The organism is Flavobacterium sp., assembly GCF_046296355.1.
Lineage (GTDB): Bacteria > Bacteroidota > Bacteroidia > Flavobacteriales > Flavobacteriaceae > Flavobacterium.
This window is the reverse complement of the sequence record NZ_JBKBLM010000003.1, coordinates 53,677-69,952: the sequence shown is the minus strand read 5'-3', so window position 1 is coordinate 69,952 and position 16,276 is coordinate 53,677. Positions and strand designations below refer to the sequence as shown.

General features: G+C 36.3%; 11 protein-coding genes and 1 tRNA gene. 8 read left to right on the top strand and 4 right to left on the bottom strand.

The annotated features are described in order from the left end of the window. Nucleotides 1-81: 81 nt before the first annotated feature. Both ACK4HO_RS03080 and ACK4HO_RS03075 read right to left on the bottom strand, forming a co-directional pair. Nucleotides 82-792, bottom strand: coding sequence for a DUF4290 domain-containing protein (locus ACK4HO_RS03080; protein ID WP_409662587.1), 711 nt, complete (start codon nucleotides 790-792; stop codon nucleotides 82-84). Continuing rightward, nucleotides 792-1,076, bottom strand: a complete 285-nt coding sequence (locus ACK4HO_RS03075) for a DUF493 family protein (protein ID WP_171222248.1) — start codon at nucleotides 1,074-1,076, stop codon at nucleotides 792-794. The genes ACK4HO_RS03080 and ACK4HO_RS03075 overlap by 1 nt, the downstream gene beginning before the upstream one ends. A 261-nt stretch (nucleotides 1,077-1,337) precedes the next feature. Between ACK4HO_RS03075 and ACK4HO_RS03070 the strand changes: the two genes are divergently transcribed. The 5 genes from ACK4HO_RS03070 (at nucleotide 1,338) to ACK4HO_RS03050 (ending at nucleotide 5,943) form a co-directional block, all read left to right on the top strand. Beyond that, nucleotides 1,338-1,874: an AAA family ATPase gene (locus tag ACK4HO_RS03070; protein WP_409662392.1), complete on the top strand. Its 537-nt coding sequence runs from the start codon at nucleotides 1,338-1,340 to the stop codon at nucleotides 1,872-1,874. Nucleotides 1,875-1,970: 96 nt separating this feature from the next. Then, nucleotides 1,971-3,863, top strand: coding sequence for an ATP-dependent DNA helicase RecQ (locus ACK4HO_RS03065; protein WP_409662389.1), 1,893 nt, complete (start codon nucleotides 1,971-1,973; stop codon nucleotides 3,861-3,863). A 2-nt stretch (nucleotides 3,864-3,865) separates the two neighbouring features. Beyond that, nucleotides 3,866-4,813: a methionyl-tRNA formyltransferase gene (gene fmt, locus ACK4HO_RS03060; protein ID WP_409662386.1), complete on the top strand. Its 948-nt coding sequence runs from the start codon at nucleotides 3,866-3,868 to the stop codon at nucleotides 4,811-4,813. Between the two features lie 145 nt (nucleotides 4,814-4,958). Next, on the top strand, nucleotides 4,959-5,261 hold the full coding sequence (locus ACK4HO_RS03055) for an HU family DNA-binding protein (RefSeq protein ID WP_158592531.1): 303 nt from the start codon (nucleotides 4,959-4,961) through the stop codon (nucleotides 5,259-5,261). Between the two features lie 121 nt (nucleotides 5,262-5,382). After that, nucleotides 5,383-5,943, top strand: a complete 561-nt coding sequence (locus ACK4HO_RS03050; protein WP_409662383.1) for a YqgE/AlgH family protein — start codon at nucleotides 5,383-5,385, stop codon at nucleotides 5,941-5,943. On the opposite strand, the gene ACK4HO_RS03045 is transcribed toward ACK4HO_RS03050, so the two are convergent. Both ACK4HO_RS03045 and ACK4HO_RS03040 read right to left on the bottom strand, forming a co-directional pair. Then, nucleotides 5,940-6,776, bottom strand: coding sequence for an aminotransferase class IV (locus tag ACK4HO_RS03045; protein WP_409662380.1), 837 nt, complete (start codon nucleotides 6,774-6,776; stop codon nucleotides 5,940-5,942). The two genes, ACK4HO_RS03050 and ACK4HO_RS03045, sit on opposite strands and share 4 nt — an antisense overlap. A 47-nt stretch (nucleotides 6,777-6,823) precedes the next feature. Then, on the bottom strand, nucleotides 6,824-7,216 hold the full coding sequence (locus ACK4HO_RS03040; protein WP_187659861.1) for an START-like domain-containing protein: 393 nt from the start codon (nucleotides 7,214-7,216) through the stop codon (nucleotides 6,824-6,826). 144 nt (nucleotides 7,217-7,360) lie between these two features. Here ACK4HO_RS03040 and ACK4HO_RS03035 point away from each other — a divergent pair. From ACK4HO_RS03035 to ACK4HO_RS03025, 3 genes are all read left to right on the top strand, one after another. Continuing rightward, nucleotides 7,361-7,437, top strand: a tRNA-Met gene (locus ACK4HO_RS03035). A gap of 291 nt (nucleotides 7,438-7,728) precedes the next feature. Beyond that, nucleotides 7,729-10,914 (top strand): LamG-like jellyroll fold domain-containing protein, encoded by a 3,186-nt coding sequence (locus tag ACK4HO_RS03030; RefSeq protein WP_409662377.1) that lies wholly within the window; start codon nucleotides 7,729-7,731, stop codon nucleotides 10,912-10,914. Between the two features lie 379 nt (nucleotides 10,915-11,293). After that, nucleotides 11,294-15,979 (top strand): LamG-like jellyroll fold domain-containing protein, encoded by a 4,686-nt coding sequence (locus ACK4HO_RS03025; protein WP_409662374.1) that lies wholly within the window; start codon nucleotides 11,294-11,296, stop codon nucleotides 15,977-15,979. The last annotated feature ends 297 nt before the right edge of the window (nucleotides 15,980-16,276 follow it).

Here is a 16,276-nt window from a genome sequence, read left to right as displayed (position 1 = left end):
ATGTATTTTTAAGGTTCTGAGGCTCTAAGGCGCTAAGGTTCTGAGGTCTTAGTACCTTAGAACCTTAGCGCCTTAGCACCTTTATTTCTGATTGTTATTATTCTTCTTCTGAAACGGTTTCTTCCCGTTATTACTTTTAATCTTTGCGTTTTGAGGCGGCATGTTTTTGTTCGACATCTTTTTATTAGTACGCATCAAATCATTGGTATTCAACAATTCTTCGCTGCTTTGCAATAAGTTTAAAGTGCCTTCGGACAATTCATATAAATGCTCAAAAATCACCGTATCGGTAACAGTGTCTTTGTTCCAACTCAAATAAGATTTCTTCATGTGGTTGGCAATGACTTTCACCAAAGCATTTTTCATTTCGCCTTCCTCCCAACTGTTGGCCACATCAATCATGTACTTGATGTTGTTACCATAAAAACGGTATTTCGGATTTTTTTGTGGGTAAGGCAATCTTTCCGGTTTAAGATGAATTACATCTTTGGTCGGAATTGGGTATGGCGAATCAACATCTAATCTAAAATCAGACATGATAAAAATCTGATCCCATAATTTATGTTGAAAATCGGGTACATCACGCAAGTGCGGATTCAAACTTCCCATCACCTGAATGATATATTTCGCTGCTTTGTTGCGCTCTTCCCTATCGGCGATTTCAGTGGCTTGGTCAATCAATTTTTGCAAATGACGACCATATTCCGGAATGAGCAAATGCGGTCTTTCGGCATTGTATTCCAAATGGTGAACGACATCATTGGCATTCTCTTTTATATATTTTTCCGCCATCATAATGAAATTATTCCTTCTATATTAGAAACTTCGATGTATTTTTCGACCACGCTTTCCGGACTTTCCATCATCACATTTACCGAAAGACTGGTGTATTTTCCCGTTTTAGATTGGGTAGTTTGAATTACGGCACCCAAATTATCAAAAGCATTCTCCACTTCTTCAATCTTTTTTGGGTCTGTTGGCACAATAAATTTATACAAATATTCTGTCGGCCATGTTGAAGTATTGTTCAACTCTTCTCGCAATCGGGTATAAAATTCTTGGGTTTTCTTATCCATTAATCAAAAAATAAAAGCAAATATACAGTATTGATTTCAGATTTTACAGAAGAATTCCATCGGTTTCATTTATTTTTTTGAGCGAAGGGTTCGGGTTGATTTGCCAGCCGTTTTCCTGCTGTCCGCTTTTACACGGTAACCGCTCCCATCAGGGCTAAAAAGGAAACTATTCGCACTTTTGGCAACGACCGAAATAAAAACCAAAATCCTTTTCGGTATTCTAATTTGTTTCGATAAATTTGCCCCTTATTTCCAAAAATTTTGAAAAAGGAACTCATAGTCATAACCGGCGGTCCGGGTACGGGGAAAACCACCATCATCGATACATTCATCGAACAAGGTTATGCATGTTTTCCTGAAATTTCAAGACAGGTTACTTTGGAAGCCAAAAAACAAGGTATCGAACAATTGTTCTTAGAAAAACCTCTCCTTTTCAGCGAATTATTGCTCGAAGGCAGAAGAAAACAACACCAGCAAGCCACAGAAGACGTAGCCGATTTGGTTTTTTTAGACCGAGGCATACCAGATATTTTAGCTTACATGCATTATATCGGCGACAGTTATCCGGCGTTTTTTGACCACGCCTGCAGAGAACACCAATATTCCAAAATTTTCGTCCTTCCACCTTGGGAAGAAATCTACAAAAGTGATGAAGCGCGTTACGAAAACTTCGAGCAAGCCAAACTCATCTTCGACCATTTGATAGAAACCTATGAAAAATACGGTTACGAATTGATTCAAGTTCCTTGTGGCACTGTGGAAGAGCGCATTCAGTTTATCTTGAGCCAGCTTGCTTAAAAAGGTTGTAGGTTATAAGTTATAAGTTGTAGATTAAAAAAATTAAGTAGCTTTGATAAAACATACAACTTACAACATAGAACATACAACAAAAAAATGTCTAAACCCTCAGAAATCCTAACCAAATACTGGAAACACGATGCTTTTCGCGAGCCGCAGGAAGCCATAATTGATTCCGTTTTGGAAGGCAAAGACACTTTTGCGTTGATGCCAACCGGTGGTGGAAAATCGATTTGTTTTCAAGTTCCGGGCATGATGATGGAAGGCATTTGCTTGGTGATTTCTCCGCTCATTGCTTTGATGCGGGACCAAGTACAAAATTTACAAAACAAAGGCATTAAAGCCATCGCTTTGACCGGAGGCATTCGACAAGACGAAATCATAGATTTATTGGACAATTGTCAATTTGGAAATTACAAGTTCCTTTATTTATCACCGGAACGTTTGCAAAACGACTGGATTTTGGAACGGATTAAAAATCTCCCGATAAACCTTATAGCCATTGACGAAGCGCATTGTGTCTCGCAATGGGGACATGATTTCCGTCCGGCCTATTTGAAGATTGTGCAGCTAAAAGAATTCTTCCCGAAAGTGCCTTTTTTGGCGCTAACGGCTTCGGCTACACCACGCGTTAAGGAAGATATTATTACGCAATTAAAACTCGATAATCCTCAGATTTTCACCAAATCATTTTATCGGGACAACATCGCTTACATGGTTTTTGAAACCGAAGACAAGTTGCATTTGCTGCAACAAATATTACATAAAAACCCGCAACCGTCTATTATTTATGTAACCAATAGAAAAGCTTGTTCTGAAACCGTTCATCAGTTGGAAAGCCTTGGTTTTACCGCTACATTTTATCACGGCGGATTATCATCGAAAGACAAAGAAAAGCACATGCAACTTTGGATGGACGAAAAAGTTCAGGTAATGGTTGCCACGAATGCTTTCGGAATGGGCATTGATAAAGCGAATGTGAAAACGATCATTCATTTGCATTTGCCTCAAAATTTAGAAAACTACTACCAAGAATCGGGTCGTGCCGGTCGGAATGGCGACAAAGCATTTGCCGTTTTACTAAATAATCCATCCGATATTTTACACGCCGAAGCACAATTCATCAGCGTTTTGCCGGACAAAGCTTTTTTGAATTTGGTGTTTGCCAAATTGTGTACTTATTTCCAGATTGCTTACGGCGAAGGCATTGACGAGCAGTTTAGTTTTAACCTGAATCACTTTTGTACCAAATACAGTTTCCCAACATTGAAAACCTATAATGCGTTGCAGTTTATAGACCGACAAGGCATCATCACTTTATCACAGGAATTCTCGGAGAAAATCACTTTGCAATTTATTATTCCGTCCAAAGAAGTGATTCACTATATGAGTTTGAACCCGAATGACGAGGAAATTCTATTAACCATGTTGCGTACTTATCCCGGCATTTATGACATGCAAACAGCTTTTAATTTGGCCTTGATTGCCAAAAAATCTAATCATACCGAGAACGCTGTGCTTTCGCTTTTGCAAAAATTAAAAGAAAAAGACATCATCGAAATGATGGCGAAAAACAATGACGCGACGATAACTTTAAATGAAGTACGCGAAGACGATAGAACGATCAATCGGGTTTCGAAATATTTGGAAGCGCAGAACAAATTAAAAACCGAACAACTTCAAGCCGTTTTACAATATAGTAAGGACAACAAAACCTGCAAGAGTAAATTATTAATGCAATATTTTGGCGAAAGCCAAAAAGACGATTGTGGCATTTGCTCCTATTGTATTGCCAAAAACAAAAAGAAACAAAACCCGGTTACTGTTTCCGAGAAGATTGTGGAATTATTGAAAATGCAGGATTTCAATTCGAGAGATATTCAAAAGTTGACCAAATTTCCGAAAGACGATGTTATCTTTGCGTTGCAAAAGCTGTTGGAAGAAGAAACCATTAGCATCAATTCGAATAATTTATATTCCTTAAAATAAGCATGGAAAAGTTACGCATCGTTTTTATGGGAACGCCTGAGTTTGCCGTTGGCATTTTGGACACCATTATCAAAAACAATTACGAAGTCGTTGGTGTCATTACCGCAGTCGATAAACCTGCGGGTCGTGGCCAAAAGCTGAAATATTCTGCGGTGAAGGAATATGCTTTGAAACACAATTTAAAACTATTGCAACCATCCAATTTAAAAGACGAAACTTTTTTGGCGGAATTGCAAAGTTTGAATGCTAATTTGCAAGTCGTTGTTGCTTTCAGAATGTTGCCGGAAGTCGTTTGGCGCATGCCAAAATTGGGAACGTTTAATCTTCACGCTTCTTTGTTGCCTAATTACCGTGGCGCAGCACCAATTAACTGGGCGATTATTAATGGGGAAACCAAAACCGGTGTGACTACTTTCTTTATTGATGATAAAATTGATACCGGTGCGATGATATTGAGTAAAGAAATCGGAATCAGCGCTGAAGAAAACGCAGGCGAACTCCATGACCGATTAATGACAGTAGGAAGTTCTGCAGTTGTTGAAACTTTGGCCTTAATAGAAAAAGGTGATGTCACCACAACTATTCAAATAGACCATTCAGACATCAAAACGGCGTACAAACTCAATCGTGAAAACTGCAAGGTAGATTGGACTATATCGGCGGCTGAAATTCACAATTTAATTCGCGGATTATCTCCTTATCCTTCTGCATGGTGTTTTTTTAAAGACAATGGTGAAGAATGGAATGTGAAACTGTATGAGGTAAAATTGATTTTGGAACAACATCATTTTAATATTGGTCAAATTATCACTACCAAAAAAGAAATTAAAGTCGCTGTAAAAGATGGTTTTATTCAAATCCTAAGTTTACAGTTGCCCGGAAAGAAAAAAATGCAGGCTTACGAGCTATTAAATGGGGTTACCTTTTCCGAAAGAGCGCAAGCAGAATAAGGTCTCAAGCGTTTTTTTAGTTAAAAAATCGACGAAAGACCGAGGTTTATCAACAAAAGCCCGAAGTTATCAACAAATGCTTGAAAAAAACGCCAAAACGCTTGTGTGGTAAGGAATTCCTATTAAATTTGTTATCATTAACAAAATGTTTAACCAACAATTAATAACTAACATTATGAACAAATCAGAATTAATCGATGCAATTGCAGCTGACGCTGGAATCACAAAAGCTGCTGCAAAATTAGCTTTAGAATCATTTTTAGGAAATGTAGGTGGTACTTTGAAAAAAGGTGGAAGAGTATCTTTAGTAGGATTCGGTTCTTGGTCAGTATCTAAAAGAGCTGCAAGAGACGGAAGAAATCCTCAAACAGGAAAAACTATCAAAATTGCTGCTAAAAATGTAGTTAAATTCAAAGCTGGTGCTGAATTAGACGGAGCAGTAAACTAATTAATTAGTTCTTCTGATATACAAAAACCATCCTGATAAAACGGGGTGGTTTTTTTGTTTTTACCAAAATCATTTGGTTATCTGAATTTTTTTTCCCAACTTTAATAAAAATTAGTTGTAAATGATCTCAGAAAAATTACAAAAAGGTCAATTATTAATAGCAGAACCATCTATTATAGGTGATTTGTCTTTTAACAGATCTGTAATTTTATTGGCCGACCACAATGAGGAAGGTTCTGTTGGGTTCATTTTGAACAAACCTTTGAAATACACCATCAAGGATTTGCTTCCGGAAATTGACGCTAAGTATAAAATCTACAATGGCGGTCCGGTGGAACAAGACAATTTATACTTCATTCATAATGTCCCTCACTTGATTCCGAATAGTATTGAGATTTCTAATGGTATTTTTTGGGGTGGTGATTTTGAATTGACCAAAGACTTAATCAACAAAGGACTGCTGAAAAAGAAAAACATTCGTTTCTTTTTGGGTTATACCGGTTGGGATTCTGAGCAATTGGAGACCGAAATGCAATCGAGCTCGTGGATATTGACTAAAAATGTTTACGAAAACAAAATTTTAGGCAAGGCTTCTGTTCACTTTTGGAAAGAAAAAATCATTGAATTAGGCGGTGAATACCTTATTTGGTCTAACGCGCCCGAAAATCCTATCTTAAACTAAACTTCAATCGACTGATTTAGTTTTGCCAACAATTCCCTAGACAATCTTGTCTCAAATTCTTTTTTGCGGTATTTAGTTATTGGTTGGATGCCAAGAATCACATTCGTAATAAATAATTCATCGGCTTTTTGCAAATCAAAAGGGGAGATTTCTTTTTCTATTATTTCAATATTGTCAAGTTCTTTGGCCAATTTTAAGATTTGCTTGCGCATGATTCCGTTCAAACAACCTTCTGTGATTGGCGGCGTTATCAGTAGATTATTAAGCAACATAAATAGATTACCATTGGTCGCTTCGATCACATTTTTGTCTTCGTTAATTAACAAACAGGAATCTAATTGGTTTTCTTGGGCAAAAATACTGGCGGTGATTTGAATGATTTTATTGTTGCTTTTAAGTGTCGAAAGCAATTGTTTGGTGACAGCAAAATCTTTATACAAATCAACTTCAAAAACTTCCTTGCTGATAGAATATGATTTATCACTTAAAGCATTAGCCTGAATAACAAAGGAAACCGAATGGTCTGTTGGAGAATAAAAACCGCCTTCATTTCTGAAAACAGTCAATCTTACCCGAGCAGCATTGTTTACATTTTGTTGGTTTACCAATGCTAAAATTTGATTTTCGAGATACTCTAAAGTAAATGACATTGGTATTTTCATTCTGATGATTCGCATCGAGGCTAATAATCTGAAATAATGGTCTTCGAAAAATAAAATTTTATTATCAACTACTTTTAAAGTCTCAAAAATACCATCGCCATAGAGAAATGAACGATTAGAAACCGTTAATTGCAATTCAGAATCCAGAATATCACCGTTAAAATTTACCATAAAAAAGTCCCGTTTTTAGCGGGACAAATATACTGTAATAAAAATATTTATATCGAACCTATTACGTGTTTTAAGTCGGAAACTTGATTTTCCCACAAAAGTTTAGATTCTTCTAATTCGTCTTCAATAGCGTAATCTACTACCATTAAAGAGACGTCTTTGGTAATTTCATCTTCTAAAATCCTCAATTCAAAGTAGTACTCTGTATCCTTTTTATTGTCGTCAACCCATTTAAACTTGACTTTCTCGCCGGTCTTTTTGGAAGCAAGCCTTGCATTTTCCTCAGCACCATCCCAAATAAAGGTAAAAAATTCTCCTCTGGAATTTACATTATCAGCAAACCATTCTTGTAACCCTGAAGGAGTTGAAATATATTGATACAATAATTGAGGCGAAGAATTCAACGGAAACTCTAGCTCATAACGTATTTTACTATCCATGATGCAACAAATTTTTTGGAAATATATAGAATATAAAATCAAAAAAAAAACGTTTTTCGAAAATAAAAAAAATAACCATTATATGTTTGTAGCCAATAATTTTAATTTTATATTTGCACCCGCATTCAGGGAATGCTTCTTAATGGCGAGGTAGCTCAGTCGGTTAGAGCGCAGGATTCATAACCCTGAGGTCACGGGTTCAACTCCCGTCCTCGCTACCAAAAAAAAGGCTTGGAAATTACCGGGCCTTTTTTTATTTCTACAACATTCTTTTACTTCCTTTTTTTACACAATTCTTCTAAAAAATCAACTAAAGCGCGATGCAATTTTAAATTTACAAATAATATTTTTTGTAAGTATTTTACTTTTTATATTTTAATTTTTATGCATTTTATCGATTATTTAATACTTTTTATCGATTTATATAAACTCTTTTATAGTTTTGAAATGTCAAATAAAACGATGGAGCTTAGTCTTCAACATAATTAATCATTAACTAAACCCCAAAAGTTATGAAAAACACATTACTTAACCTAGAGAGAAATTATTTCCTTTTAATTACGTTGATAATAACGTCAGTTTCGTATGGTCAAGACCAATATGATTCAAATGGAAATATCATTTGGAATGCGACTGCAAACAGCGGTTACAACAACAATATCGATTTAATCGGTAGAGATGACAACTTAAGTTTGAACAAAAAACAGAATACTGATGTGGGTCCAACTCCGTTTGTAGTTATTGGATTAGGTAACATTGCTGCTTCGAATGCTGCAAATCCGAATACTTTCAGTGCTGATAGAAATTATCTCGTTTGGGGTGATAACAACAGCGATATGAATGATTCCAATAGTGATGTAACATTAAGTTTTGGCGGTACTTCAGGTATTTCAACATCTGTAGATCTTCCTAACAGAAGATGGAAAATTGTAGAATCCGGTGGTGATGTCGGAAAAATAAAAGTATCAATTCCTTCCTCAGGAATGGCAGGAATGCCTGCATTATCAGGCAATGATGCTTATGTGATGATTATTGCAAGCGATGCCGGATTTACTTCCAATGTTGAAACGGTGTTCTTAACTGCCAACGGAACTAATCTAGAGGCTGACTTTGACTTTGACGGAACCAAGTATTTTACTTTTGGCATAACACATCAAACTAATTCTTCTAGACATGCTTCTTTTGACGGTATGGACGAGTTAATAAAATTTGAGGCTGTAAACAACTTAGCTAGTGCTTTTACTATGATGTTTTGGGTTAGACCTACAGGACAAAATGCCTTAATCAATGACAGAACAATTGCCTCAAAATACGATGGTACATCGGGATACAGAGTATATTTATCTACTGACAACAAACTAAATGTGTCATGGACTGGCGGAACTACAATGACTTCATCAACCGTATTGCCTAGTTCGATTTGGCATAATATTGCTATCGTATATTCAAGTGGCTCAACAAAATTATACATTGATGGTGTTCTGGATTCTACAGTTGCGTCATCGGCTCCGACTGCAAACACAAATACTTTTTCTATTGGAGCAGAATTCAGAAACAAATCAGACATCAGAAATTATTTTGCCGGTGATATCGATGAATTCAGATTATGGGACAAAAATTTAAGCCTAACTAATATTAAATTTATAATTAATCAAGAAATACTTCAAAGCGGGACAGGTATAAAAGGAGCTATCATTCCTGAGACCATAACCAAAAATGATATCCAAACATTAAAATGGGCAAATCTTGTGGCTTATTATTCTATGAATTCATTCATTGGAACACACGTTGATGATGACTCTGCTAACAACAACAGAGGTAATTTATTTAACCTAAACAAAGTTACTGTGGCCAATCAAACTGCCCCAATGCCTTATAATACAGTAATTGAAGGACAATGGTCAAATTCTAGTACTTGGTTGAATGGTTCTATACAAGCCATTCCAAATGGTGTTTCTATAGTTAACAATACAACACCAATCAATTGGAATATTGTTAGAACCAGCCATAATGTATTTTCAACTACCAATAAAATGTTACTTGGCTTATTGGTTTCCAATAATACTTTGACTGCAAATAACGATACCAAAATTGAAATTTCTCACTACTTGAAATTAGACGGTAAAATTGATTTAGCCGGAAAATCACAATTAGTTCAGCCAATTAACAGTGATTTAGATGTTACTAGTTCCGGTACAATTGAAAGAGATCAACAAGGACAATCAAATATTTATAATTATAATTATTGGTCATCTCCTGTAAGTTCAATAAATAGTTCAACAATCAATCACGGATTTACTGTAGCTGATGTGATGAAAGACGGAACGACCTCAACCCCACAAAATATAACTTGGTCAGCCGGAATTGACGGTGCTCCTACAAGCCCAATAACATTGGCAAGCTATTGGATATTCAATTTCCAAGAATTAGGAGATGGTTTTGCCAATTGGGGTGCAGTAGGTCAAAACGGAGCATTATTGACAGGTCAAGGCTTCACTTTAAAAGGCTCTGGTACTGCCGCAGCTAAACAAAACTATACTTTTGTAGGTAAACCAAATAATGGAACTATTACCTCAACCGTGTCTTCAGGAAATTTAAATCTTTGTGGAAACCCTTACCCTTCCGCAATTGATGCCAATAAATTTATTGATGACAATGCTGCAAGCATAACGGGAACTTTATACTTTTGGGAACATTACAGCACTAACACTTCACACAATACGATACAATACCAAGGTGGTTATGCAACTTACACCAAAACAGGAGGAACTGCACCGGTAGCACCATCAGGAGTGAGCGGATTAGGAACCAGTGCAAAAAAGCCAAAAAGATTTATTCCTGTTGGACAAGGATTCTTTGTTACAGGATCTCCTGCAGGCGGAACTATAACTTATAAAAATAGTCAACGACGCTTTGTTAAAGAAGAAAATACAGCCTCTTATACCTTATTCAGAACCAACAATTCAAATGTTGAGAATAGCGATTCTGATGATGAAATTGAAGAAGAACAATTCACAAAGTTAAGCCTGGGATTCGATTCTGCTAATAATTACCACAGACAAATTTTGCTTGGCTTTATGAATGAAAATGCAACAGCAGGATTTGATATAGGATATGATGGATTAAGCATTGAATCATTAACAAATGACATGTATTTTATCAATGAAGGTACTAGATTGAATATTCAAGGTGACAGTTATTTTAATGTTAATAATATTTATCCGCTTGGTGTGAAAAATGCAGTGACCGGAAATGTAAAATTCAGCGTTGATAACAAAGAATTTATGGATGAAAATCAGGATATCTACATTTATGACAGTGTAACAGATGAATACCACAACATCAAGTCAGAAAGTTTTGAAATCAATTTACCAGCCGGAACAAATGATACCAGATTCTCATTAAGATTCAATGATGCTAGTGCGCTTGGGACTAACCAAAACGAATTACAAAACGGCATTTCTGTTGTTCATTCTCAATCTGATGAAATGATTGTTATCAAAAATGAGTTACAAGAAGTTAATATTGACTCTGTTGTACTTTTCAATTTGATGGGTCAAACAGTTAACACGTGGACATTGGACAACCAAAATCAGAATGACATACAATTATCGGTAAATAATTTTACCAGTGGCGCTTACATTGTTAAAGTGAATACTGATAAAGGTAGTACCAGTAAAAAATTCATAATTAAATAATCTTAATATTTTCCTAACGAAAAACTCCCTTGAAAGGGAGTTTTTTTTTATTGTGCATTTCCTTTAAAACGATAGTAACTCCGCACTCTTAATAAATACTATCAAAATAAGACTCACCCCTATTATTCCAAAATCACCCTGTCACTATTTCCTTAACTATTTGTTTATCAATAAATAAGAAAGATTAATTTTCAATAAAAATAAATATTTTTTGTAAGTTTTTTATATGTAATAATTTTATAAATATGCATTTTATCGATTATATTAGTATTTTTGTCGATTTTTTGAGCTAAAATCTTAATTTTGATATGTGAAATAAATGAAGAAGTAAGATTCTTTATTAGAAATAATTAAATCATTAACTAAACCCCCAAAAGTTATGAAACAATTATTACTACAATTCGAAAAATCAATAATGTTATTGTTCCTATTAATAACATTAATTTCAAACGCTCAAACCAGTCCGCAAGTCTATAATGCATCAGGAACGTTTACCGTACCTGCAGGTGTCTATCAAGTCACTGTTGAAGCATGGGGCGGCGGTGGAAAAGGAGGCTCATGTTTGTCTCAAAACGGAATCAATGTTGGCGGCGGCGGCGGCGGTGGTGCTTTTGCTTCAAAATCAATTGCGGTAATTCCCGGTGCGACCTACACGGTTAATGTTGGGACCGGCGCTACTACAACAGCTCCCGGTGGAGATTCTTGGTTTATAAATAATACAACCATACTTGCCAAAGGAGGTAATAGTACCGGTAACAATGTTAAAATTGGTTCCAATGGCGGAAATGCAGCGAGCTGTATTGGTGATTTAACCGCGAGCGGCGGTAATGGCGCTACCGGAATTGATAATGTTTCCGGAGGCGGAGGTGGTGCAGGTGCAGAACCAGGAGAAATTGGAATAACCCCAAGTGCTAATGACTACAAAGGCGCTATTGCAACTTGTTATGGCGGAAATGGTGGTGATGGTTACATTGCTGTAAATGGTGACGGTTTCCCTGGGGTAAATCCGGGCGGCGGTGGCGGTGGCGGAAGAAGAAACAACAATAACGGTTCAAACTCAGGTTTGGGAGGTTTTGGTGGAAACGGAAGAATAATTATAAAATGGGGAGACGCAACACCTCCGGCTACTTTAGTTAATGGTCCCGGTGGCGTAACCGCTGATTTGCAATTATGGTTACGAGCCGATTTATTAGACGGAACAACTTCGGTTGCTAATGATACCAGTGTAAGTACTTGGTATTCCCAAGCTAGAGGTTCAAACGCAACCAAACCTGCGGCAGTTGGAGCACCGGTATACAGAAATAGCCCCACTTATAACGTAAATTATAATGCCGTAGTTGATTTCACTAACAGTTATAATTCTCCATCACAGGTTTATACCGATTTAAATTCGAGCAGGCAATATCTAAAGGGTTCATCAGGATTTTACACACAGGAAAGCTTTGTAGTCGTAATTCCGGATGTCACGGTAACCTCAACTTTGAATAGTATGGACGTCTTTTGTGGCGATAGGTTGCCTTGTCAGGAAATTGACAAAACAGGTATTGTTTACGGAAACTTGGACACTCGATTTACCAATGAAGTTTTATCTTATTCTTTTGGACCTTCTACAACCTATGGAGCCGCAGAAGTAAGTACTTCAAAACAATATGATAATGTTGGCATAATAAATTCAAGAAATAATTCGGCCAACACCGGTATGCAATTGTACTACAACGGGAATAATCTTTCACCAACAGAAGTCAATACAACTACCCACAGAAACGTATACGACAGTCAATATTGGATTGGAAGAAGTGAAGCTTGGGATGGAAGTTTAGAGGGTAGAATCGCAGAGATTATAACATTCAGTTCCAGAAAAAACGACGTTACTGAAAGAACTAAAATTGAAAGCTATTTAGCCATAAAGTATGGAATCACTCTGGGCGTTAGCGGAACATCTCAAAATTATGTTGACTCAAGCAATAATGTGATTTGGGATGCCACAGCAAATTCCGGTTACAATAATAAAATTGCAGGAATCGGTAGAGACGATGCTTCTAAATTAAACCAAAAACAATCAAGAAGTGTTGCCTCAAATCCATTATTATCAATAGGACTTGGAACTATCGCAACTACAAATACTGCCAACACTAACAGTTTTGGGGGTGATAAAAGATATTTAGTTTGGGGTGAAAACGGAAGCAGTATGAATGACTCCGGAACCGACTTAACAATAACTTTTGCCGGAACATCAAATGTGACAACGACTGTGGATATTCCTTTTAAAAAATGGAAAATTGTTGAAAGTGGCGGAGACGTTGAAACCACACGCATAACCATTCCAACATCATCATTAGGAAACCTACCTGCTTTATCAGGAAATGATGCTTATGTAATGATTGTGGCTAGTGATGCCGCATTTACAACTAATATTGAAACTGTTTTTCTATCAACAAGCGGTGCAAATCAGACTACTGATTACGATTTTGACGGAACTAAATTTTTCACTTTTGGTGTTGCTCACGAAAGCATTTACTCCAGACATGCTACTTTTGACGGCGCAGATGATGTGGTGAAATTTGACGCTGTCAATAACTTAAATAGTAGCTTTACTTTAATGTTTTGGATGCGGCCTACCGGTCAAAATGCACTCAATGGAGAAAGAATAATCGCTTCTAAATATAATGGAGCAACAGGATACAGAATCTATTTGGCAACCAATCACAAGATAAATTTCGCTTGGAGTGGCGGCTCAACTTTAATCTCTAATACCACTTTTACCAGCGCTGTATGGCATCATATTGCCTTTGTTTATTCTGGTGGAACCATACAATTGTATGTTGATGGTGTATTAGACAGATCTCAAGCTTCAGCAGCTCCGACATCGAATACTTTTAATTTTTCTATCGGAGCTGAATACCGCACAAAATCTGACATCAGGAATTACTTTAATGGAGATATTGATGAATTCAGACTTTGGAATAAGGCACTCACACTAAACGAAGTAAAATTTATAATGAACCAAGAAATAAGTCAAAACGGAACCGTAACCAAAGGAACTGTCCTACCTTCAACGCTGACCAAAAATGATATCAGCACTTTAGATTGGAATACACTTACGGCCTATTACTCTATGAACTCTTTTATTGGAACCCACATTAATGATGATTCCTTGAACAATAATCGAGGAAATATGTTCGTCCCTAATAAAGTAACAGTGACTTTACAATCTGCTCCAATGCCTTATGAAACAGCTGCTGACGGACTTTGGTCTGACACGACTACTTGGACAAACGGTTCAATTCAAGCTATCCCTTATGGAGTTTCAATTGTTAATGGCTCCACTCCTATTGATTGGAATATCGTGAGAACAAATCATAACATTAGTTCAACCGGAAATAAAACATTGCTGGGTCTTTCCGTTAACAGCAATACACTTTCGGCCAATAATGATACTAAAATTGAAGTTTCCCATTATCTTAAATTAGACGGTAAAATTGACTTGGTTGGTAAATCCCAATTAATACAAACTGACAATAGTGATTTTGACCTAACCAGTAACGGTTCTTTGGAAAGAGACCAACAAGGACAATCAAATACCTACAATTACAACTATTGGTCATCACCTGTGAGCACCATTAACAACACTACCATTAATCATGGCTATACAGTGGCCGGAGTAATGAAAGACGGAACAAATACAACACCTCAAGACTTAAATTGGTCTGCCGGATTAGATGGCTCACCTACAAGTCCAATAACCTTGGCTAGCTACTGGATTTTTAAATTTCAAAATCTAAATAACGATTATGCCAATTGGAGCGGTGTCGGACAAAACGGAACATTGTTAGCCGGACAAGGATATACCCTAAAAGGTTCTGCAGCAGTAACCGCTAATCAAAACTATACTTTTGTGGGTAAACCCAATAATGGGAATATCACTTCACCAATTTCTGCAAACAACCTAAACCTTTGTGGAAATCCTTTTGCTTCTGCTATCGATGCCAATGAGTTTATAGACGATAATGTTGCCAGCATTACAGGAACTTTACATTTCTGGGAACATTACAGTACTAACGCTGCTCACGTCACACAACAATATCAAGGTGGTTATGCAACCTATACAAAAATTGGAGGAACCGCTCCGGTAGCACCGGCAGGTATTAGCGGTTTGGGTTCAAGCAGTAAAACCCCTAAAAGATTTATTCCTGTCGGACAAGGTTTCTTTGTAACCGGAACTGCGACAGGTGGAAATATCACCTTTAATAACAGTCAAAGACTTTTTGTAAAAGAAGACAATGCTAGTTCTTACAGCCTATTCCGAAGTAATTCTAACACAACCACAAGCGCTGAACCAAATTACAACAACAGTAATGACAGTTTCATTGAAGAGCAATACATGAAATTAAGATTGGGTTATAATTCGGCCGACAATTACCATCGTCAAATTTTACTTGGTTTTATGAACGAAAATGCCTCTCCTGATTTTGACAACGGATATGATGCATTGAGTATTGAAACATTAACAAACGATATGTATTTCATCAATGGTGACACTAAATTAAACATTCAAGGTGACGGTTACTTCAATGCTAATAATATTTACCCGTTAGGTGTTAAAAATGAAACCGAAGGAATGGTGAAATTTGTTGTAGATGACAAGGAAAACTTTGAAGAAAACCAAGACATTTTCATTTACGATAACGAAACCCAAACTTACCATGATATCAAGTCACAAGACTTTGAAATCAATTTGCCTTCCGGAACCTATGAAACACGGTTCTCACTGAGATTCTTTAATCCGACTGCTTTGGGAATTAATGAAGATGAACTACAACAAGGTGTTACCATAACATATTCACAAAATGATGATATGATTAACATCAACAATGAGATGCAAGAGGTTTCTATTAAATCCGTTGCGCTGTATAATTTACTTGGACAACAAGTGATGTCATGGAAATTAGAGAACCTACACCAATCCGAAATTCGTTTACCGGTTAGCGGTTTGAGCAGTGGTGGCTATATCATAAATATTGTCACTGACAAAGGCAATATCAATAAAAAAATCCTTTATAATTAGTACTTCATATTTGTTTTGACAAAAAACTCTCGGAAACGGGAGTTTTTTTTTGCAATCTATTGACTAAATACAGATTGATTCTTACTACAAAAATCTATCATTCTTAAACCTCACTGTTTATCTATTTGACTATTAATCAAGCTGTAAAACAAATTTTAAAATTGTAATTTTTGTAAGTTTTTTATGTTTTTTAATGCTTTAATAATGCATTTCATCGATTATTTATAGCTTTTTATCGATAATATTAATCAAAATAATAGTTTTGAAACGTCAAATAAAAATAATGAAGAAATAACA